Origin of the sequence: Streptomyces sp. enrichment culture (genome assembly GCF_964272855.1) — a bacterium.
Classification (GTDB): Bacteria; Actinomycetota; Actinomycetes; order Streptomycetales; family Streptomycetaceae; genus Streptomyces.
This window is the reverse complement of record NZ_OZ186847.1, coordinates 2123133-2139007: the sequence shown is the minus strand read 5'-3', so window position 1 is coordinate 2139007 and position 15875 is coordinate 2123133. Positions and strand designations below refer to the sequence as shown.

The window sequence follows — 15875 nt, the reverse complement described above, 5'->3', positions numbered from 1 at the left end:
AGGCTAAGAAGGTCCCGGCCACGGGGAGGGAACCGTGACGGCACTGGGCGGGAACTGCGGCGGCGTGGTCGGCCGGGGGTGCCGCGCGGCCCCGCGCGCCGGGGTGCCGGAGTGCCGCGGGGTCAGCCCAGCTCGAAGAACTCCCGGTACATGCGCAGCTGGTGCGACAGCATGCCGTCGCCGTAGTGGACCGGCAGGCCCAGCCCGGACGCGGTCCGCAGCAGGCGGGTCTCCCGGGGCTTCATGATGATGTCCGCGACGATCGTGCCGGGTGACAGCTCCGCCGGGTCGAAGGGCAGCGGGTCGGTCTCGCGCAGGCCCAGCGGGGTCGCGTTGACGACCAGGTCCGACGTGCGTACGGCGGCGGGGATGCCCGCGCGGACCCGGTCTCCGGCGTGCGGTGCCAGGCGGGCCAGGACGGCGCCCACCCGGTCCGCGTCCAGGTCCACCACGTCCAGGGACGCCACCCGCGCGGTCACCAGCGCCGCCGCGATCGCGCCGCCCGCGCCGCCCGCCCCCAGCAGGGTCACCCGCTTCCCGGCGGGTGCGTGGCCCGCCGCGACCAGGCCCGCCACGAAACCGGCGCCGTCGAAGTTCTCCGCGTGCCAGCGGCCGTCCGGCCCGCGCCGCAGCGCGTTCGCGCCACCCGCCAGCCGCACCGCCGCACTGTGCACCTCGGCGAACTCGCGCACCGCCGCCTTGTGCGGGACGGTCACCAGCAGCCCGTCCACGTTGGCGGCGCGCTGCAGCCCGCGTACCACCTCGCCGAGGTGGGCGACGGGCGCGTGCACCGGCACCAGCACCGCGTCCAGGCCGAGTTCGGCGAACACCGGATTCAGCATTTCCGGCGCCCGCACCTGCTGAACCGGATCACCGAGAACCGCGAACAGCCGGGTCCTTCCGGAAATCGCCGGGGTCTGCCTCCGGGAAATCGAGATCATGGCCAACTCCTTCGATCGTCATTTCTGGCGTGGCTTTTGATCAGGGTCAATTACCTTCGCATTGAGTCACACACCCCTATCCCCGTAACCCTTTCGACGGCAACGCAGGGCCCTCTTAGGGGGGTTGATAGTGGATCCGATCGGCGGCGGAAATGTGACGCTGTTGTCTCCGCTGCAGAAGTCTTTCACTCGACGAGAGGTGTCCGCCATGCTGCGAACCGAGTTGATCCGGCCGGTGCCCGAGTTGCTGAGGGCGAACGCCGATCGCTTCGGGGCCAAGGTCGCGTACCGCGATGCGCGGCGGAGTGTGAGTCACGCCGAACTGGAGGCCCGCACTCGAAGGCTCGCCGGTCATCTGGCCGGCCTGCGACTGCAACCGGGCGACCGCGCCGCGATCCTGCACGGCAACAGCGTGGAGTTCGTCGAGAGCTACCTCGCCATCACCCGTGCGGCGGCCGTCGGCGTCCCCCTCAACCCGCGCCTCACCGAGGCCGAACTCGCCTACCTCCTCGACGACAGCGGCGCCCGCGTGCTGATCACCGAGCCCGCGCTGATGGAGGTCGTCTCCCGGCTGGCCGAGGACCGGCCGCAGCTGAAGGTCGTCGTCACCGGCGACGAGGGCATACCGGTCGGCGCCCCTTCCGGCACCGTCCACTTCGAGACGCTCGCGGAGACCGAGCCGGCCGAGCCGGCCCGTGACGACCTCGGCCTCGACGACGTCGCCTGGATGCTCTACACCTCCGGCACCACCGGCAAGCCGAAGGGCGTGCTGTCCACCCAGCGCAACTGCCTGACCTCGGTGGCCGCCTGCTACGCCCCCATCCCCGGCCTCACCCACGAGGACCGGGTCGTCTGGCCGCTGCCGCTCTTCCACAGCCTCGCCCACATCGTCTGCGTGCTGACCGTGACGGCCGTCGGCGCCACCGCCCGGATCGTCGACGGCTTCTCCGCAGGCGACATCCTGGACGCCGTACGCGAGGAGAAGGCCACCTTCCTCGCCGGTGTGCCGACGATGTACCACTACCTCGTGCAGGCCGCCCGCGAGCGCGGCTTCACCGCCCCCGAACTGCGGATGTGCCTGGTCGGCGGGGCCATCACCACCGCCGAGCTGCGCCGCGCCTTCGAGGACACCTTCGGCGCGCCGCTGCTCGACGCCTACGGCTCCACCGAGACCTGCGGCTCCATCACCATCAACTGGCCCACCGGCGCCCGCGTCGAGGGCTCCTGCGGCCTGCCCGTGCCCGGCCTCGACGTGCGCCTGGTCGACCCGGACACCGGCGAGGACGTGCCCGTGGGGGAGGAGGGCGAGGTCTGGGTCAAGGGCGCCAGCGTCATGGTCGGCTACCACAACCAGCCCGAGGCCACCGCGGCCGCCCTCCAGGACGGCTGGTTCCGCACCGGCGACCTGGCCCGCCGCGACGAGCAGGGCTACTTCACCGTCACCGGCCGCATCAAGGAACTGATCATCCGCGGCGGCGAGAACATCCACCCCGGTGAGGTCGAGGAGGTGCTGCGGACCGTGCCCGGCGTCGCCGACGTCGCCGTCGCCGGCCGCCCCCACGACGTCCTCGGCGAGGTCCCGGTCGCCTTCCTCGTCCCCGGCCCCCAGGGCCTGGACCTGGAGCGGCTGTTCGACGCCTGCCGGGAGAACCTGGCCTACTACAAGGTCCCCGAGGAGCTGTACGAGGTCGAACGCATCCCCCGGACCGCCTCCGGCAAGATCATGCGCCATGTGCTGCCGGCCCGCCCGGCCCGGCTGCGCGCCTCCGGCGACGGCCGCTACGCCGCCCTGTTCCGCACCGACTGGCTGCCCCTGCCCTCCGTCCCGGCCCCGCCGGCCGCCCCCGCCCGCTGGGCGCTCGCCGGAGACATCTACGGCACCGGACTCGCCGCCGCCCTCCAGGAGCTGGGCCACACCGTCGACACCCACCTCTCCCTCGGCGGCCTCGCCGCGCTCGCCGACGTCGACGCCACCTGCGGCATCGACGCCCTCGACGCCCTCGTCGAGGAACTCGCCGGCGGAGCCGACGCCCCCGACGCCGCCGTCCTGCTGCTCGGCGACGACACCCACGGCACCGGGGCGGCCCGCCGCGCCGAGGCCGCCGAGGCGCTGGTCGCCCGGCTCACCGAGACCCTGGACGCCTGGCTCGCCGAGGAACGCACCGCCGGCGTCCCGCTGCTCCTCGCCACCCGCGACGCCGTCGCCACCGGTCCCGACGACGCCCTCGACGGCCTCGCCCACGCCGCCGTGTGGGGCCTGGTCCGCGCCTACCAGTCGGCCCACCCCGACCGGTTCCTGATCGTCGACCTAGGTGCCGACGAGGAGACCGACGAGCCCCGCCTCGCCGCCGCCCTCGCGCTCGCCGCGTCCTCCGGCGAACCGCAGACCGCCGTCCGCGACGGCGTCGTCCTGCGCCCCCGCGTGGTCCGCGCCGCGGCGACCACCGCCCACGGCAACCGCGCCACCGCCCCCGACACCAGCGGCACCGTCCTGGTCACCGGCGCCGACGGGGTCGCCGCCGAACACCTCGCCCGCCACCTCGTCGCCGTCTACCGGGCGCGCCGGGTGCTGCTGGTCAGCCGGGGCGGCCGCAAGGACGCCGCCGCCGTCGCCCTGCGCGACGACCTCGCCCGCGCGGGCGTCGAGGTGCGCCTGGAGGCCGCCGACGTCGCCGACCGCAAGGCCCTCGCCAAGCTGTTCCCGAAGGCGCCCGCCCCCGTCACCGCGATCGTGCACACCGCGGGCCGCGAGGACCTGGACACCGAACGCGGGCGCCGCCAGGCCGTCCAGGGCGCCCTCGCCCTGCACGACTTCACCAAGAACTCCACCCTCGCCACCTTCGTCCTGGTGCCCACCGCGGACGGCCTGCTCGGCACGCCCGGCCACGGCCGGGCCGCCGCCGCGTCCGCCGCCGTCGACGCCCTCGCCGGCCACCGCCACGCCCTCGGCCTGCCCGCCCTGTCCTTCGCGCTCGGCCCCTGGGACGGCACCGCCGACACCGCATCCGGCCCCGCCCCGGCCGGCACCGGCACCCTGGGCACCCCCGAGGCGCTGGCCATGTTCGACGCCGCGCACACCGTCGCCCAGGCCCAGCTGACCGCCGTACGCCTCGATCCGCTCGCGGCCGACCGGCTGCCCGCGCTGTTCGAGGACGTCGTCGACACCCCCACCAGCACGGCCGCCGCACCCGACGAGGACTCCACCGACGCGCTGCGGGCGCGCCTGGCCGGGCTGCCCGAGGCCGAGCAGGACCGGGTCCTGCTGGAGCTGGTCGCCACCCAGGTCCGCGCGATCACCGGCCTGACCTCGTTCGACCCGGCGCGCAGCTTCAAGGAACTGGGCTTCACCTCCGCCACCGCCGTCGAACTGCGCAACCGCCTCACCGACGACTCCGGGCTCCACCTGCCCGTCACCCTCGCCTTCGACCACCCCAAGCCGGTCGCGGTCGCCGCCTACCTGCGGCGCCGCCTGTTCGCCTCCCCGGCCGGCGACTCCCCGGCCGAGCTGCCCGAACTCGCCGTCTCCGACGAGCCGATCGCGATCGTCGCGATGGGCTGCCGGCTGCCCGGCGGCGCGGTCACCCCCGAGGAGCTGTGGCGGCTGGTCGCCGACGGCGTCGACGCCATCAGCGAGTTCCCCGACAACCGCGGCTGGGACCTGGACGGCCTCTACCACCCCGACCCCGACCACCCCGGCACCTCCTACACCCGGCACGGCGGATTCCTGCCGCAGATCGCCGACTTCGACGCGGGCTTCTTCGGGATCTCCCCACGCGAGGCCGTCGCGATGGACCCGCAGCAGCGCCTCCTGCTGGAAACCTCCTGGGAGACCTTCGAACGGGCCGGGATCGACCCGACCTCGCTGGGCGGCTCGCACATCGGCGTCTTCAGCGGCCTCATGCACCACGACTACGGCAGCGACATCCACCAGGTCCCCGAGGGCACCGAGGGCTACCTCGGCATCGGCATCGCCGGCAGCGTCGCCTCCGGCCGCGTCTCCTACACCCTCGGCCTGGAAGGCCCCGCCCTCACCGTCGACACCGCCTGCTCGTCCTCCCTGGTCGCCCTGCACCTGGCCGTGCAGGCGCTGCGCGGCGGCGAGTGCTCCATGGCGCTCGCGGGCGGCGCGGCCCTGATGCCGACCCCCGGCGTCTTCGTGGAGTTCTCCCGCCAGCGCGGCCTCGCCGTCGACGGCCGCGCCAAGGCCTTCTCCGCCGCCGCGGACGGCACCGCCTGGTCCGAGGGCGTCGCCGTGGTCCTGCTGGAGCGGCTGTCGGACGCCCGCCGCAACGGGCACCCGGTGCTCGCCGTGGTCCGCGGCTCCGCCGTGAACCAGGACGGCGCCTCCAACGGACTCACCGCCCCCAACGGCCCCTCCCAGGAACGAGTGATCCGCCAGGCCCTGGCGAGCGCCCGGCTGACCCCCGCGGACGTGGACACGGTCGAGGCGCACGGCACCGGCACCACGCTCGGCGACCCGATCGAGGCGCAGGCCGTCATCGCCACGTACGGGCAGAACCGGCCGCAGGACCGGCCGCTGTGGCTCGGCTCCCTCAAGTCGAACATCGGGCACGCGCAGGCCGCCGCCGGTGTCGCCGGTGTCATCAAGATGGTGATGGCGCTGCGCAACGAGCAGCTGCCCAGGACCCTGCACGTCGAGGAGCCGACGCCGAAGGTCGACTGGTCGGCCGGCGCGGTCGAACTGCTGACGGAGGCCCGCCCGTGGCCCCGCCGGGAAGGGCGCGCGCGCCGCGCGGGCATCTCGTCCTTCGGCGTGAGCGGCACCAACGCCCACGTCGTCGTCGAGGAGGCCCCGGCAGCCGACGAAGTCCCCACCGAACGCGACGAGTTCACCGGCCCGCTGCCCCTGGTGGTGTCCGGCCGCTCCGAGCAGGCCCTGCGCGCCCAGGCCGCACGCCTGGCCGACCGTCTCACCGACGACCCGGCCGACCTCCGGGACGTGGCCTGGTCGCTGCTCACCTCCCGCGCCGCCTTGGAACACCGCGCCGCAGTCGTCGCCGACGACCTGACCGAGGCCGTCGCCGGACTGCGCCGGATCGCCGACGGCGAAGGCGGGACGGTGGCCGCCGACGGCCGGCTCGCCGTGCTGTTCACCGGCCAGGGCGCCCAGCGCCTCGGCATGGGCCAGGAGCTGTACACCCGCTTCCCCGTGTTCGCCGAGGCGTTCGACGCGGTGGTGGCGGAGCTGGACCGGCACCTGCCCAAGCCGCTCAAGGACGTGATCACCGAGGACGCCGAGGAGCTGAACCGGACGGAGTTCACGCAGCCCGCGCTGTTCGCGATCGAGGTGGCGCTGTTCCGCCTCGCCGAGTCATGGGGTGTCCGTCCGGACTTCGTGGCGGGTCACTCGATCGGCGAGCTGGCCGCCGCGCACGTGGCCGGCGTGTGGAGCCTGGAGGACGCGGCGCGTCTGGTCGCCGCGCGCGGCAGCCTCATGCAGGCGCTGCCGTCGGGCGGCGCGATGATCGCGGTGCAGGCGACGGAGGCAGAGGTGCTGCCGTTGCTGACCGACGAGGTCGGTATCGCGGCGATCAACGGGCCGAACTCCGTGGTCGTCTCCGGTGTGGACACTGCTGCCGAGGCCGTGGCCGCCGTCTTCGAGGCGCAGGGCCGCAAGACCAAGCGCCTCACGGTCAGCCACGCGTTCCACTCGCTGCTGATGGACCCGATGCTGGAGGAGTTCCGGCAGATCGCGGCCGGGCTCACCTACAACGCCCCGCGCATCGGTGTCGTCTCCAACGTCACCGGCAAGCTGGCGACGGCGGAGGAGCTGACCTCCCCGGACTACTGGGTGCGGCACGTCCGGGACGCCGTCCGCTTCGCCGACGGGGTCGCCGCGCTGCACGAACTCGGCGTGACCACGTTCCTGGAGGCCGGCCCCGACGGTGTCCTCACCGCCCTCGCCCAGGGCTGCCTCCCGGACGCCGACGGCACCGCGTTCGTCACCGTGCTGCGCGGCGGCGTCCCCGAGCCGCGGGCCGCCATGACCGCCCTCGGCAGGCTCTTCGAGCACGGCGCGCCACTCGACCGGGAGAACGCCCTCGCCGGTACGGACGCCCGCCGCGTCGAGCTGCCGACGTACGCCTTCCAGCGCGAGCGGTACTGGCTGGAGGACGCCGGCGCAGCGGCCGACGTCTCCGGTGCCGGGCTCGCCGGCGCCGGGCACCCGCTGCTCGGCGCGGTCACCCGGCTGCCCGACTCCGGCGGGGTGCTCGCCACCGGTCTGCTGTCGCTGCGCAGCCACCCGTGGCTGGCCGACCACGCCGTCTCGGGCACCGTCCTCGTGCCGGGCGCCGCGCTGATCGAGCTGGTCGTACGGGCCGGTGACGAGGTCGGCGCCGGCGCGGTCGAGGAACTCGTCATCGAGGCCCCGCTGGTCCTGCCGGAGCGCGGCGGCGTACGCGTCCAGGTCGTCGTCGGCGGCGCCGAGGACGGACGGCGCACCGTCAGCCTCTACTCCACCCCGCAGGACACCGGCCCGGAGACCCCGTGGACCCGGCACGTCACCGGCACCCTCACCGAACAGCCGCAGACCCCCGCCTTCGACTTCACCGCCTGGCCGCCCGCGCAGGCCGAGAAGGCCGACCTGGACGGCTTCTACGAGGGCCGGGCCGCCGCCGGACTCCACTACGGGCCCGTCTTCCAGGGCGTACGGCAGGTCTGGCGGCGAGGCGAGGAGGTGTTCGCCGAGATCGCGCTGCCCGACGAGGCCGCCGCCGAAGCCGCCCGCTTCGGCCTGCACCCGGCGCTCCTGGACGCCGCGCTGCAGTCCGGCACGTTCTGCCCCGGCCAGGAGGCCGACGCCGAGCAGACACGGCTGCCGTTCGCCTGGAACCAGGTCGCCCTGTACGCCTCCGGCGCCACCGCGCTGCGGGTCCGCGCGATCCCCGCCGGCTCCGACGGCGTCTCCCTGGAACTGGCCGACGCCTCCGGCGCGCCCGTCGCCGCCGTCGGCTCGATGGTGCTGCGCCCGGTCGCCGCCGACCAGCTCGGTGCCGCCCGCACCCCCGTCCACGACGCGCTGTTCCTGGTCGACTGGACGCCGGTGGCCACAGAGGAGGACGCCGCCGACACCGACGACGCCGTCGCCGACTTCACCGAGCCGGCCACCGGCGAAGGCCCCGCCGCCGCGCTCGACCTGACGGCCCGGGTCCTCGCCGCCCTGCAGAGCCACCTGGAAACCGAGGACGACCGGCTCGTCGTCCTCACCCGCGACCCGCTCACCGACCCGGCCGCCTCGGCCGTGTGGGGCCTGCTGCGCTCCGCCCAGTCCGAGAACCCCGACCGGATCGTCGTGGTCGCCCTCGACGACGAGCCCGCCTCCCGTGCCGCCCTCCCCGCCGCCCTCGCCACCGGCGAGGCACAGCTGGCGGTCCGCGCGGGCCGGGTCACCGCGCCGCGTCTCGCCCGCGCCACGGCCTCCGACGCCCTCGCCGTCCCGGCCGGCACCGACGCCTGGCACCTGGACGTCACCGAGACCGGCACCCTGGAGAACCTGGCGCTGCTGCCCAGCCCCGAGCTGAGCGAGCCGCTCGCCGAGGGGCAGGTCCGGATCGCGGTCCGCGCGGCCGGACTGAACTTCCGCGACGTGCTCATCGCGCTCGGCATGTACCCGGGCAACGCCCACTTCGGCGGCGAGGGCGCGGGCGTCGTCCTGGAGACCGGCCCCGGCGTGACCTCGCTGCGGCCCGGCGACCGCGTGATGGGCCTGCTCCGCGACGGGTTCGGCCCGCAGGCGCTGGCCGACCACCGCCACCTGGTGCGGATGCCCGCCGGATGGACGTACGAGCAGGCGGCGAGCGTCCCCATCGTCTTCACCACCGCCTACTACGGCCTGTTCGACCGGGCCGGCCTCGGCGCGGGCGAGTCGGTGCTGGTCCACGCCGCCGCCGGCGGTGTCGGCATGGCCGCCGTCCAGCTGGCCCGGCACGCGGGCGCCGAGGTCTTCGGCACCGCCAGCCCCGGCAAGTGGGACGCGCTGCGCGCGAACGGCCTCGACGAGCGGCACATCGGCAACTCCCGCGACCTCGCCTTCAAGGAACGCTTCCTCGAGGCCACCGGCGGCCGTGGCGTGGACGTCGTCCTCGACGCGCTCGCCCACGAGTTCGTGGACGCCTCGCTCGACCTGCTGCCGCGCGGCGGACGCTTCCTGGAGATGGGCAAGACCGACATCCGCGACGCGGACGAGGTCGCGGCCACCCACCCCGGCGTCGCCTACCAGGCGTTCGACCTGGTGGAGGCGGGCCCGGACCGGGTCCAGGAGATCCTCACCGACCTGGTCGCCCTCTTCGAGCAGGGCGCGCTCGCCCCGCTGCCGGTCAAGGCCTGGGACGTCCGCAAGGCCCCCGAGGCCTTCCGCTTCGTCAGCCAGGCACGGCACATCGGCAAGGTCGTCCTCACCGTGCCGCGGCCCCTCGACCCGGAGGGCACGGTCCTGCTCACCGGCGGCACCGGCACCCTGGGCCGGCTCGTGGCCCGGCACCTGGCCGAGGAGCACGGCGTACGGCACCTGGTGCTGACCAGCCGCCGCGGCATGGCGGCGGAGGGCGCCGACGAACTCCTCCGCGAACTCGCCGAACTGGGCGCAGACGCGCGCATCGAGGCCTGCGACGCCTCCGACCGCACGGCCCTCCAGGCGCTCATCGCGTCCTTCGAGCAGCCGCTGACGGCGGTCGTGCACACGGCCGGCGTCCTCGACGACGGCGTGATCTCCGCGCTCACCCCCGAACGGCTGGCGAAGGTCTTCCAGCCGAAGGCCGACGCCGCCTGGAACCTGCACGAGCTGACGAAGGACCTGGACCTGTCCGCCTTCGTGGTCTACTCGTCCGCCTCCGGCGTCTTCGGCAACCCCGGCCAGGGCAACTACGCCGCCGCCAACGGCTTCCTCGACGGCCTCGCCCGGCACCGCCGCGCGCTCGGCCTGCCCGGCACCTCCCTCGCCTGGGGCTTCTGGTCCGAGACCAGCACCATGACCGAGAACCTGGACGGCGCCGCCCTCCAGCGCAACAAGCGCGACGGCATGCTCGGCATCACCGCCGAGATCGGCAACGCCCTCTTCGACGCGGGCCTGCGCTCGCCCGAGGCCGCGCTCGTCCCGGCCCGCCTCGACCTCGCCGGCCTCCAGGCCCGCGCGGCGGGCAGCCCGGTGCCGCTGCTGCTGCGCGGCCTGGTCCGGCAGACCCGGCAGGCCGCCAGGTCCGCTACCGCGTCGACCGGTTCGCTCGTCCAGGAACTGGCCGCGCTCTCCCCCGAGGAGCGGGAGCAGCACCTGCTCGACCTGGTCCGTGCCCAGGCCGCGACCGTCCTCGGCCACTCCGCCGCCCACACCATCGACGGCGAGAAGGCCTTCAAGGACGCCGGTTTCGACTCGCTGACCTCCGTCGAACTCCGCAACCGCCTGTCCGCCGCCACCGGCGTGCGGCTGTCGGCGACCGTCGTCTTCGACTACCCGACCCCGGCCGTCCTGGCCCGCCACATCGGCACCGAACTGGGCGTCGACGACCAGCCGGCCGTGGCCGCCGCGGCCACCCCGCAGCACACGGCGGGCGCCGACGAGCCGATCGCGATCGTCGCCATGGGCTGCCGCTTCCCCGGCGGGGTCACCAGCCCCGAACAGCTGTGGCGACTGGTCGACGAGGGCGTCGACGTCATGGGCGGCTTCCCCGACAACCGGGGCTGGGACCTGGACACCCTGTTCGACCCGGACCCGGATGCCGTCGACAAGTCGTACGTCGACCGGGGCGCGTTCCTCCACGACGTCGGCGAGTTCGACGCGGGCTTCTTCGGGATCTCCCCGCGCGAGGCCCTGGCGATGGACCCGCAGCAGCGGCTCCTGCTGGAGGTCACCTGGGAGACCCTGGAGCGCGCCGGCATCGACCCGGCCGCCCTGCGCGGCACGGACACCGGCGTCTTCACCGGCATCATCAGCCACGACTACACCGTCCGCCTCCAGCAGGCGCCCGCCGAACTCCAGGGCCTCAGGCTGACCGGCACCGCGGGCAGCGTCGCCTCCGGCCGCGTCTCCTACACCCTCGGCCTGGAAGGCCCGTCCCTCAGCGTCGACACCGCCTGCTCCTCCTCCCTCGTCGCGATGCACATGGCCGTGCAGGCGCTGCGCGGCGGCGAGTGCTCGATGGCGCTGGCGAGCGGCGCGATGGTGATGGCCACCCCGGACACCTTCATCGAGTTCTCCCGCCAGCGGGGCCTCGCCAAGGACGGCCGCGTCAAGGCGTTCTCCGCCGGAGCGGACGGCACCGCCTGGTCCGAGGGCGTCGGCGTCCTCCTGCTGGAGCGGCTGTCGGACGCCCGCCGCAACGGGCATCAGGTGCTCGCCGTGGTGCGCGGCACGGCCGTGAACCAGGACGGCGCCTCCAACGGCCTGACCGCGCCCAACGGCCCGTCCCAGCAGCGCGTCATCAAGCAGGCCCTCGCCAACGCCGGTCTCACCCCGGCCGACGTGGACGCCGTCGAGGCGCACGGCACCGGGACCGCCCTCGGCGACCCGATCGAGGCCCAGGCGCTCCTCGCCACCTACGGGCAGGGCCGCGACGACCGCGACCCGCTGTGGCTCGGCTCGGTGAAGTCCAACATCGGCCACTCCCAGGGCGCCGCCGGCGTCGCCAGCGTGATCAAGATGGTGATGGCGCTGCGCAACGAGGAACTGCCGAAGACCCTGCACGTCGACGAGCCGACGCCGAAGGTGGACTGGTCGGCGGGCGCGGTCGAGCTGCTGACGGAGGCCCGCCCCTGGCCCCGCCAGGAGGGGCACGCACGCCGGGCCGGCGTGTCGTCCTTCGGCGTCAGCGGCACCAACGCCCACATCGTCATCGAAGAGGCCCCTGACGTCGACGAACTCGCCGTCGAACAGGGCGACTTCACCGGCCCGCTGCCGCTGGTGGTCTCCGCACGCTCGGTCCAGGCCCTCAAGGCACAGGCGGACCGGCTCGCCGACCACCTCGCCGAGGACGCGGCCGGCCTGCTGGACGTGGCCTGGTCGCTGGTGGAGAGCCGGGCCGCGCTGGAGCACCGGGCCGTGGTGGTCGCCGCCGACCGCGACGAGGCCATCGCCGGACTGCGTACCTTCGCGTCGGGCGACAACGGCCCGACGACCGTCGACGGCCGACTGGCGGTGCTGTTCACCGGTCAGGGCGCCCAGCGGCGCGGTATGGGTCAGGAGCTGTACGCGACGTATCCGGTCTTCGCGGAGGCGTATGACGCGGTGGTGGCGGAGCTGGACCGGCATCTGCCGAAGTCGCTGAAGGACGTGGGCGCCGAGGAGCTGAACCGGACGGAGTTCACGCAGCCCGCGCTGTTCGCGATCGAGGTGGCGCTGTTCCGCCTCGCCGAATCGTGGGGTGTTCGTCCGGACTTCGTGGCGGGTCACTCGATCGGCGAGCTGGCGGCCGCGCACGTGGCCGGGGTGTGGAGTCTGGAGGACGCGGCGCGTCTGGTGGCGGCTCGTGGCCGGCTGATGCAGGCGCTGCCGTCGGGCGGCGCGATGATCGCCGTACAGGCGACGGAGGCCGAGGTGCTGCCGTTGCTGACCGACGAGGTCGGTATCGCGGCGATCAACGGGCCCACGTCGGTGGTGATCTCCGGTGTGGACACCGCCGCCGAGGCCGTGGCCGCCGTCTTCGAGGCGCAGGGCCGCAAGACCAAGCGCCTCACGGTCAGCCACGCGTTCCACTCGCTGCTGATGGACCCGATGCTGGAGGAGTTCCGGCAGATCGCGGCCGGGCTCACCTACAACGCCCCGCGCATCGGTGTCGTCTCCAACGTCACCGGCAAGCTGGCGACCGCGGAGGAGCTGACCTCCCCGGACTACTGGGTGCGGCACGTCCGGGACGCCGTCCGCTTCGCCGACGGGGTCGCCGCGCTGCACGAACTCGGCGTGACCACGTTCCTGGAGGCCGGCCCCGACGGTGTCCTCACCGCCCTCGCCCAGGAGATCCTGGACGGTGCCGACATCCGGCTCGCCACCCTGCTGCGGCGCGGCCGGGGCGAGGCCGAGACGCTGCTCTCCGCGCTCGGCACGGTGTACGCGGCCGGACGCGCGGTCGACTGGAAGGCGCTGTTCGACGGCACCGGCGCCCGCCGCGTCGAACTGCCCACGTACGCCTTCCAGCGCGACTGGTACTGGCCGCAGGTCTGGGGCGGCACCGGTGACGCCGCGTCCCTCGGGCTCACCGGCGCCGACCACCCGCTGGTCGGGGCCTGGGTGACGCTGCCCGAGTCGGGCGGGGTGCTGGCGACGGGCCTGCTGTCGGTGCGCACCCAGCCGTGGCTCGCGGACCACGTCGTCGGCGGCACGATCCTGGTGCCCGGCGCCGCCCTGGTCGAGCTGGTCGTGCGGGCCGGTGACGAGGCCGGGACCAGCGCCGTCGAGGAACTCGTCATCGAGGCCCCGCTGGTCCTGCCCGAGAAGGGCGGGACGCGGATCCAGGTGTCGGTGTCGGCCCTCGACGAGCTGGGCCGCCGCGCGGTCGCCGTCCACTCGGCGCCGCAGGACGCCGGCCCGGAGGCCGAGTGGACCCGGCACGTCAGCGGCTTCCTCGCCGAGCAGACGCAGGACGCCGGGTTCGACTTCGGCAGCTGGCCGCCGCCGCAGGCCGAACCGGTCGACCTCGACGGCTTCTACGACCGTCAGCTCGCCGCCGGATACGGCTACGGGCCCGCGTTCCAGGGTGTGCGGGCCGTGTGGACCAAGGGCGAGGAGGTGTACGCCGAGGTCGTCCTGCCCGAGGGCCAGTCCCCGGAGGGCTTCGGCATCCACCCGGCCCTGCTGGACGCCGCCCTCCAGACGACCAGCTTCCTCGGCGCCACCGAGGACGGGGTCACCAAGCTGCCGTTCGCCTGGAACCAGGTCGCCCTGTACGCCTCCGGCGCCACCGCCCTCCGCGTCCGCGCGGTCCGCTCCGGCGCCGACGGCCTCGCCCTCGACCTGGCCGACCACACCGGCGCCCCGGTCGCCGGCATCGGCACCCTGGCCATGCGGGAGATCTCCGCCGACCAGCTCGGCGCGGCGAGCGGCCCGGCCCACGACGCCCTGTACCGCGTCGACTGGATCCCGGTGACCCTGCCGACGGAGACCAGGGCCACGCTCGCGGAGGTCGCCGACGCGGCCGCCGTACGGGCCCTGGCGGAGGCCGGGTCGGTGCCGGAACTGCTGCTGCTGGACGTCTCCGGGACGGGCGGCGACAGCGCCGCCGCCCACGAGGCGGTCGCCCGGACGCTGGCCGTGCTCCAGGCCTGGCTCGCCGAGCCCCGGTTCGACGGCTCCCGGCTGGCCGTCCGCACCGGCGGAGCGGTCCGGGACGTCACCGACCCGGCCGGTACCGCCGTGTGGGGTCTGGTCCGCACCGCCCAGTCGGAGAACCCGGGCCGGATCGTCCTGGTCGACACCGACGAGCGGTCCGCCGACCTGCTGCCGGCCGCCCTCGCCACCGGCGAGTCCCAGCTGGCCCTGCGCGACGGCGAGGCCACCGCGCCGCGCCTCGCCCGGGAGACGCCCGCCGAGACCCGCCGACTTGACCCGGACGGCACGGTGCTGATCACGGGCGGTACCGGCACCCTGGGCGCCCTGCTGGCCCGGCACCTGGTCACCGAGCACGGCGTGCGGCACCTGGTGCTGACCAGCCGACGCGGCATCGCGGCCGACGGGGCTGCCGAACTGCGGGACTCACTGGCCGAGTTGGGTGCGGATGTGCGGGTCGAGGCGTGCGACGCCTCCGACCGCACGGCCCTCCAGGCGCTCATCGCGTCCTTCGAGCAGCCGCTGACGGCGGTCGTGCACACGGCCGGTGTCCTCGACGACGGTGTCCTCTCCGCCCTCACGCCCGAGCGGCTGGCGAACGTGCTGCGGCCGAAGGCCGACGCCGCCTGGAACCTGCACGAGCTGACGAAGGACCTGGACCTGTCCGCCTTCGTGGTCTACTCGTCCGCAGCCGGTGTCCTCGGCAACCCCGGCCAGGCCAACTACGCGGCCGCCAACGCCTTCCTCGACGGTCTCGCGCAGCTGCGCCGGGACGCCGGGCTGCCCGGCACCGCCCTCGCCTGGGGCCTGTGGGCGGAGGCCACCGGCATGACCGCCCACCTCGACGGCGGCGACCGCGACCGGGGCAAGCGCGGCGGCATGCTCGGCCTGCCCGACACGGAAGGCCTGGCCCTGTTCGACGCGGCCCTCGGCTCCGCCCAGGCGCTGCTCGTCCCGGCCGAGCTCGACCTCGCCGAACTGCGCGGCCAGGCGGCGGGCGGCGGCACCGTCCCGACGATCCTGCACGGCCTGGTCCGGCCCCCGGCCCGCCGCAGCGCCAGGTCCGCGGCCGCCCCGGCGGGCGAGACGCTGGCCCAGCGGCTCGCCGGCCGCAACCCGCAGGAGCGGCGCGACCTGCTGCTCGACCTGGTACGGGTGCAGGTCGCCGGAGTACTCGGGGTGGCCAACCCGGCCACGATCGACACCGGCCGCGCCTTCAAGGACGCGGGCTTCGACTCGCTCACCGCGGTCGAGTTCCGCAACCGGCTCACCGAGGCCACCGGGGTCCGGCTGCCCGCGACGCTCGTCTTCGACCACCCGACCCCCGCGGCACTCGTCGAGCTGCTGCTCGAACAACTGGAGCCGGAGATGCCGCAGACCGACGACGGACTCTCCGTCCTCACCGAACTGGAGCGCCTGGAGCGGGCCATGGCCGCCCGCCCGGCCGGCGCCGCCGACGACCTCGTCGCCCAGGCCCATCTGGTCGCCCAGCGGCTGAAGGCGCTCACCGACCGGTGGGAGAGCCTGCACCCCGCCCAGCAGCCCGCGGAGGAGGACCAGCTCGACCTCGACACCGCCTCCGACGACGAGATGTTCGCCCTCATCGACAGCGAGCTCGGTCTGTCCTGAACGGACGACACCGATCTTCGAAAGGACACAGA

Annotated in this window: 2 protein-coding genes; one reads left to right on the top strand and one right to left on the bottom strand. The window is 74.6% G+C overall.

Translation table 11 applies throughout. The features are described 5' to 3' along the window. Window positions 1-122 precede the first annotated feature (122 nt). Complete coding sequence (locus ACSU6L_RS09145; RefSeq protein ID WP_437055346.1) at window positions 123-941, bottom strand: shikimate dehydrogenase family protein; 819 nt, start codon at window positions 939-941, stop codon at window positions 123-125. Window positions 942-1149: 208 nt separating this feature from the next. On the opposite strand from ACSU6L_RS09145, the gene ACSU6L_RS09140 reads away from it, so the two are divergent. Next, entirely contained in the window at window positions 1150-15843 is a 14694-nt protein-coding gene (locus ACSU6L_RS09140; protein WP_437055344.1) for an SDR family NAD(P)-dependent oxidoreductase, read from the top strand. Window positions 15844-15875 lie beyond the last annotated feature (32 nt).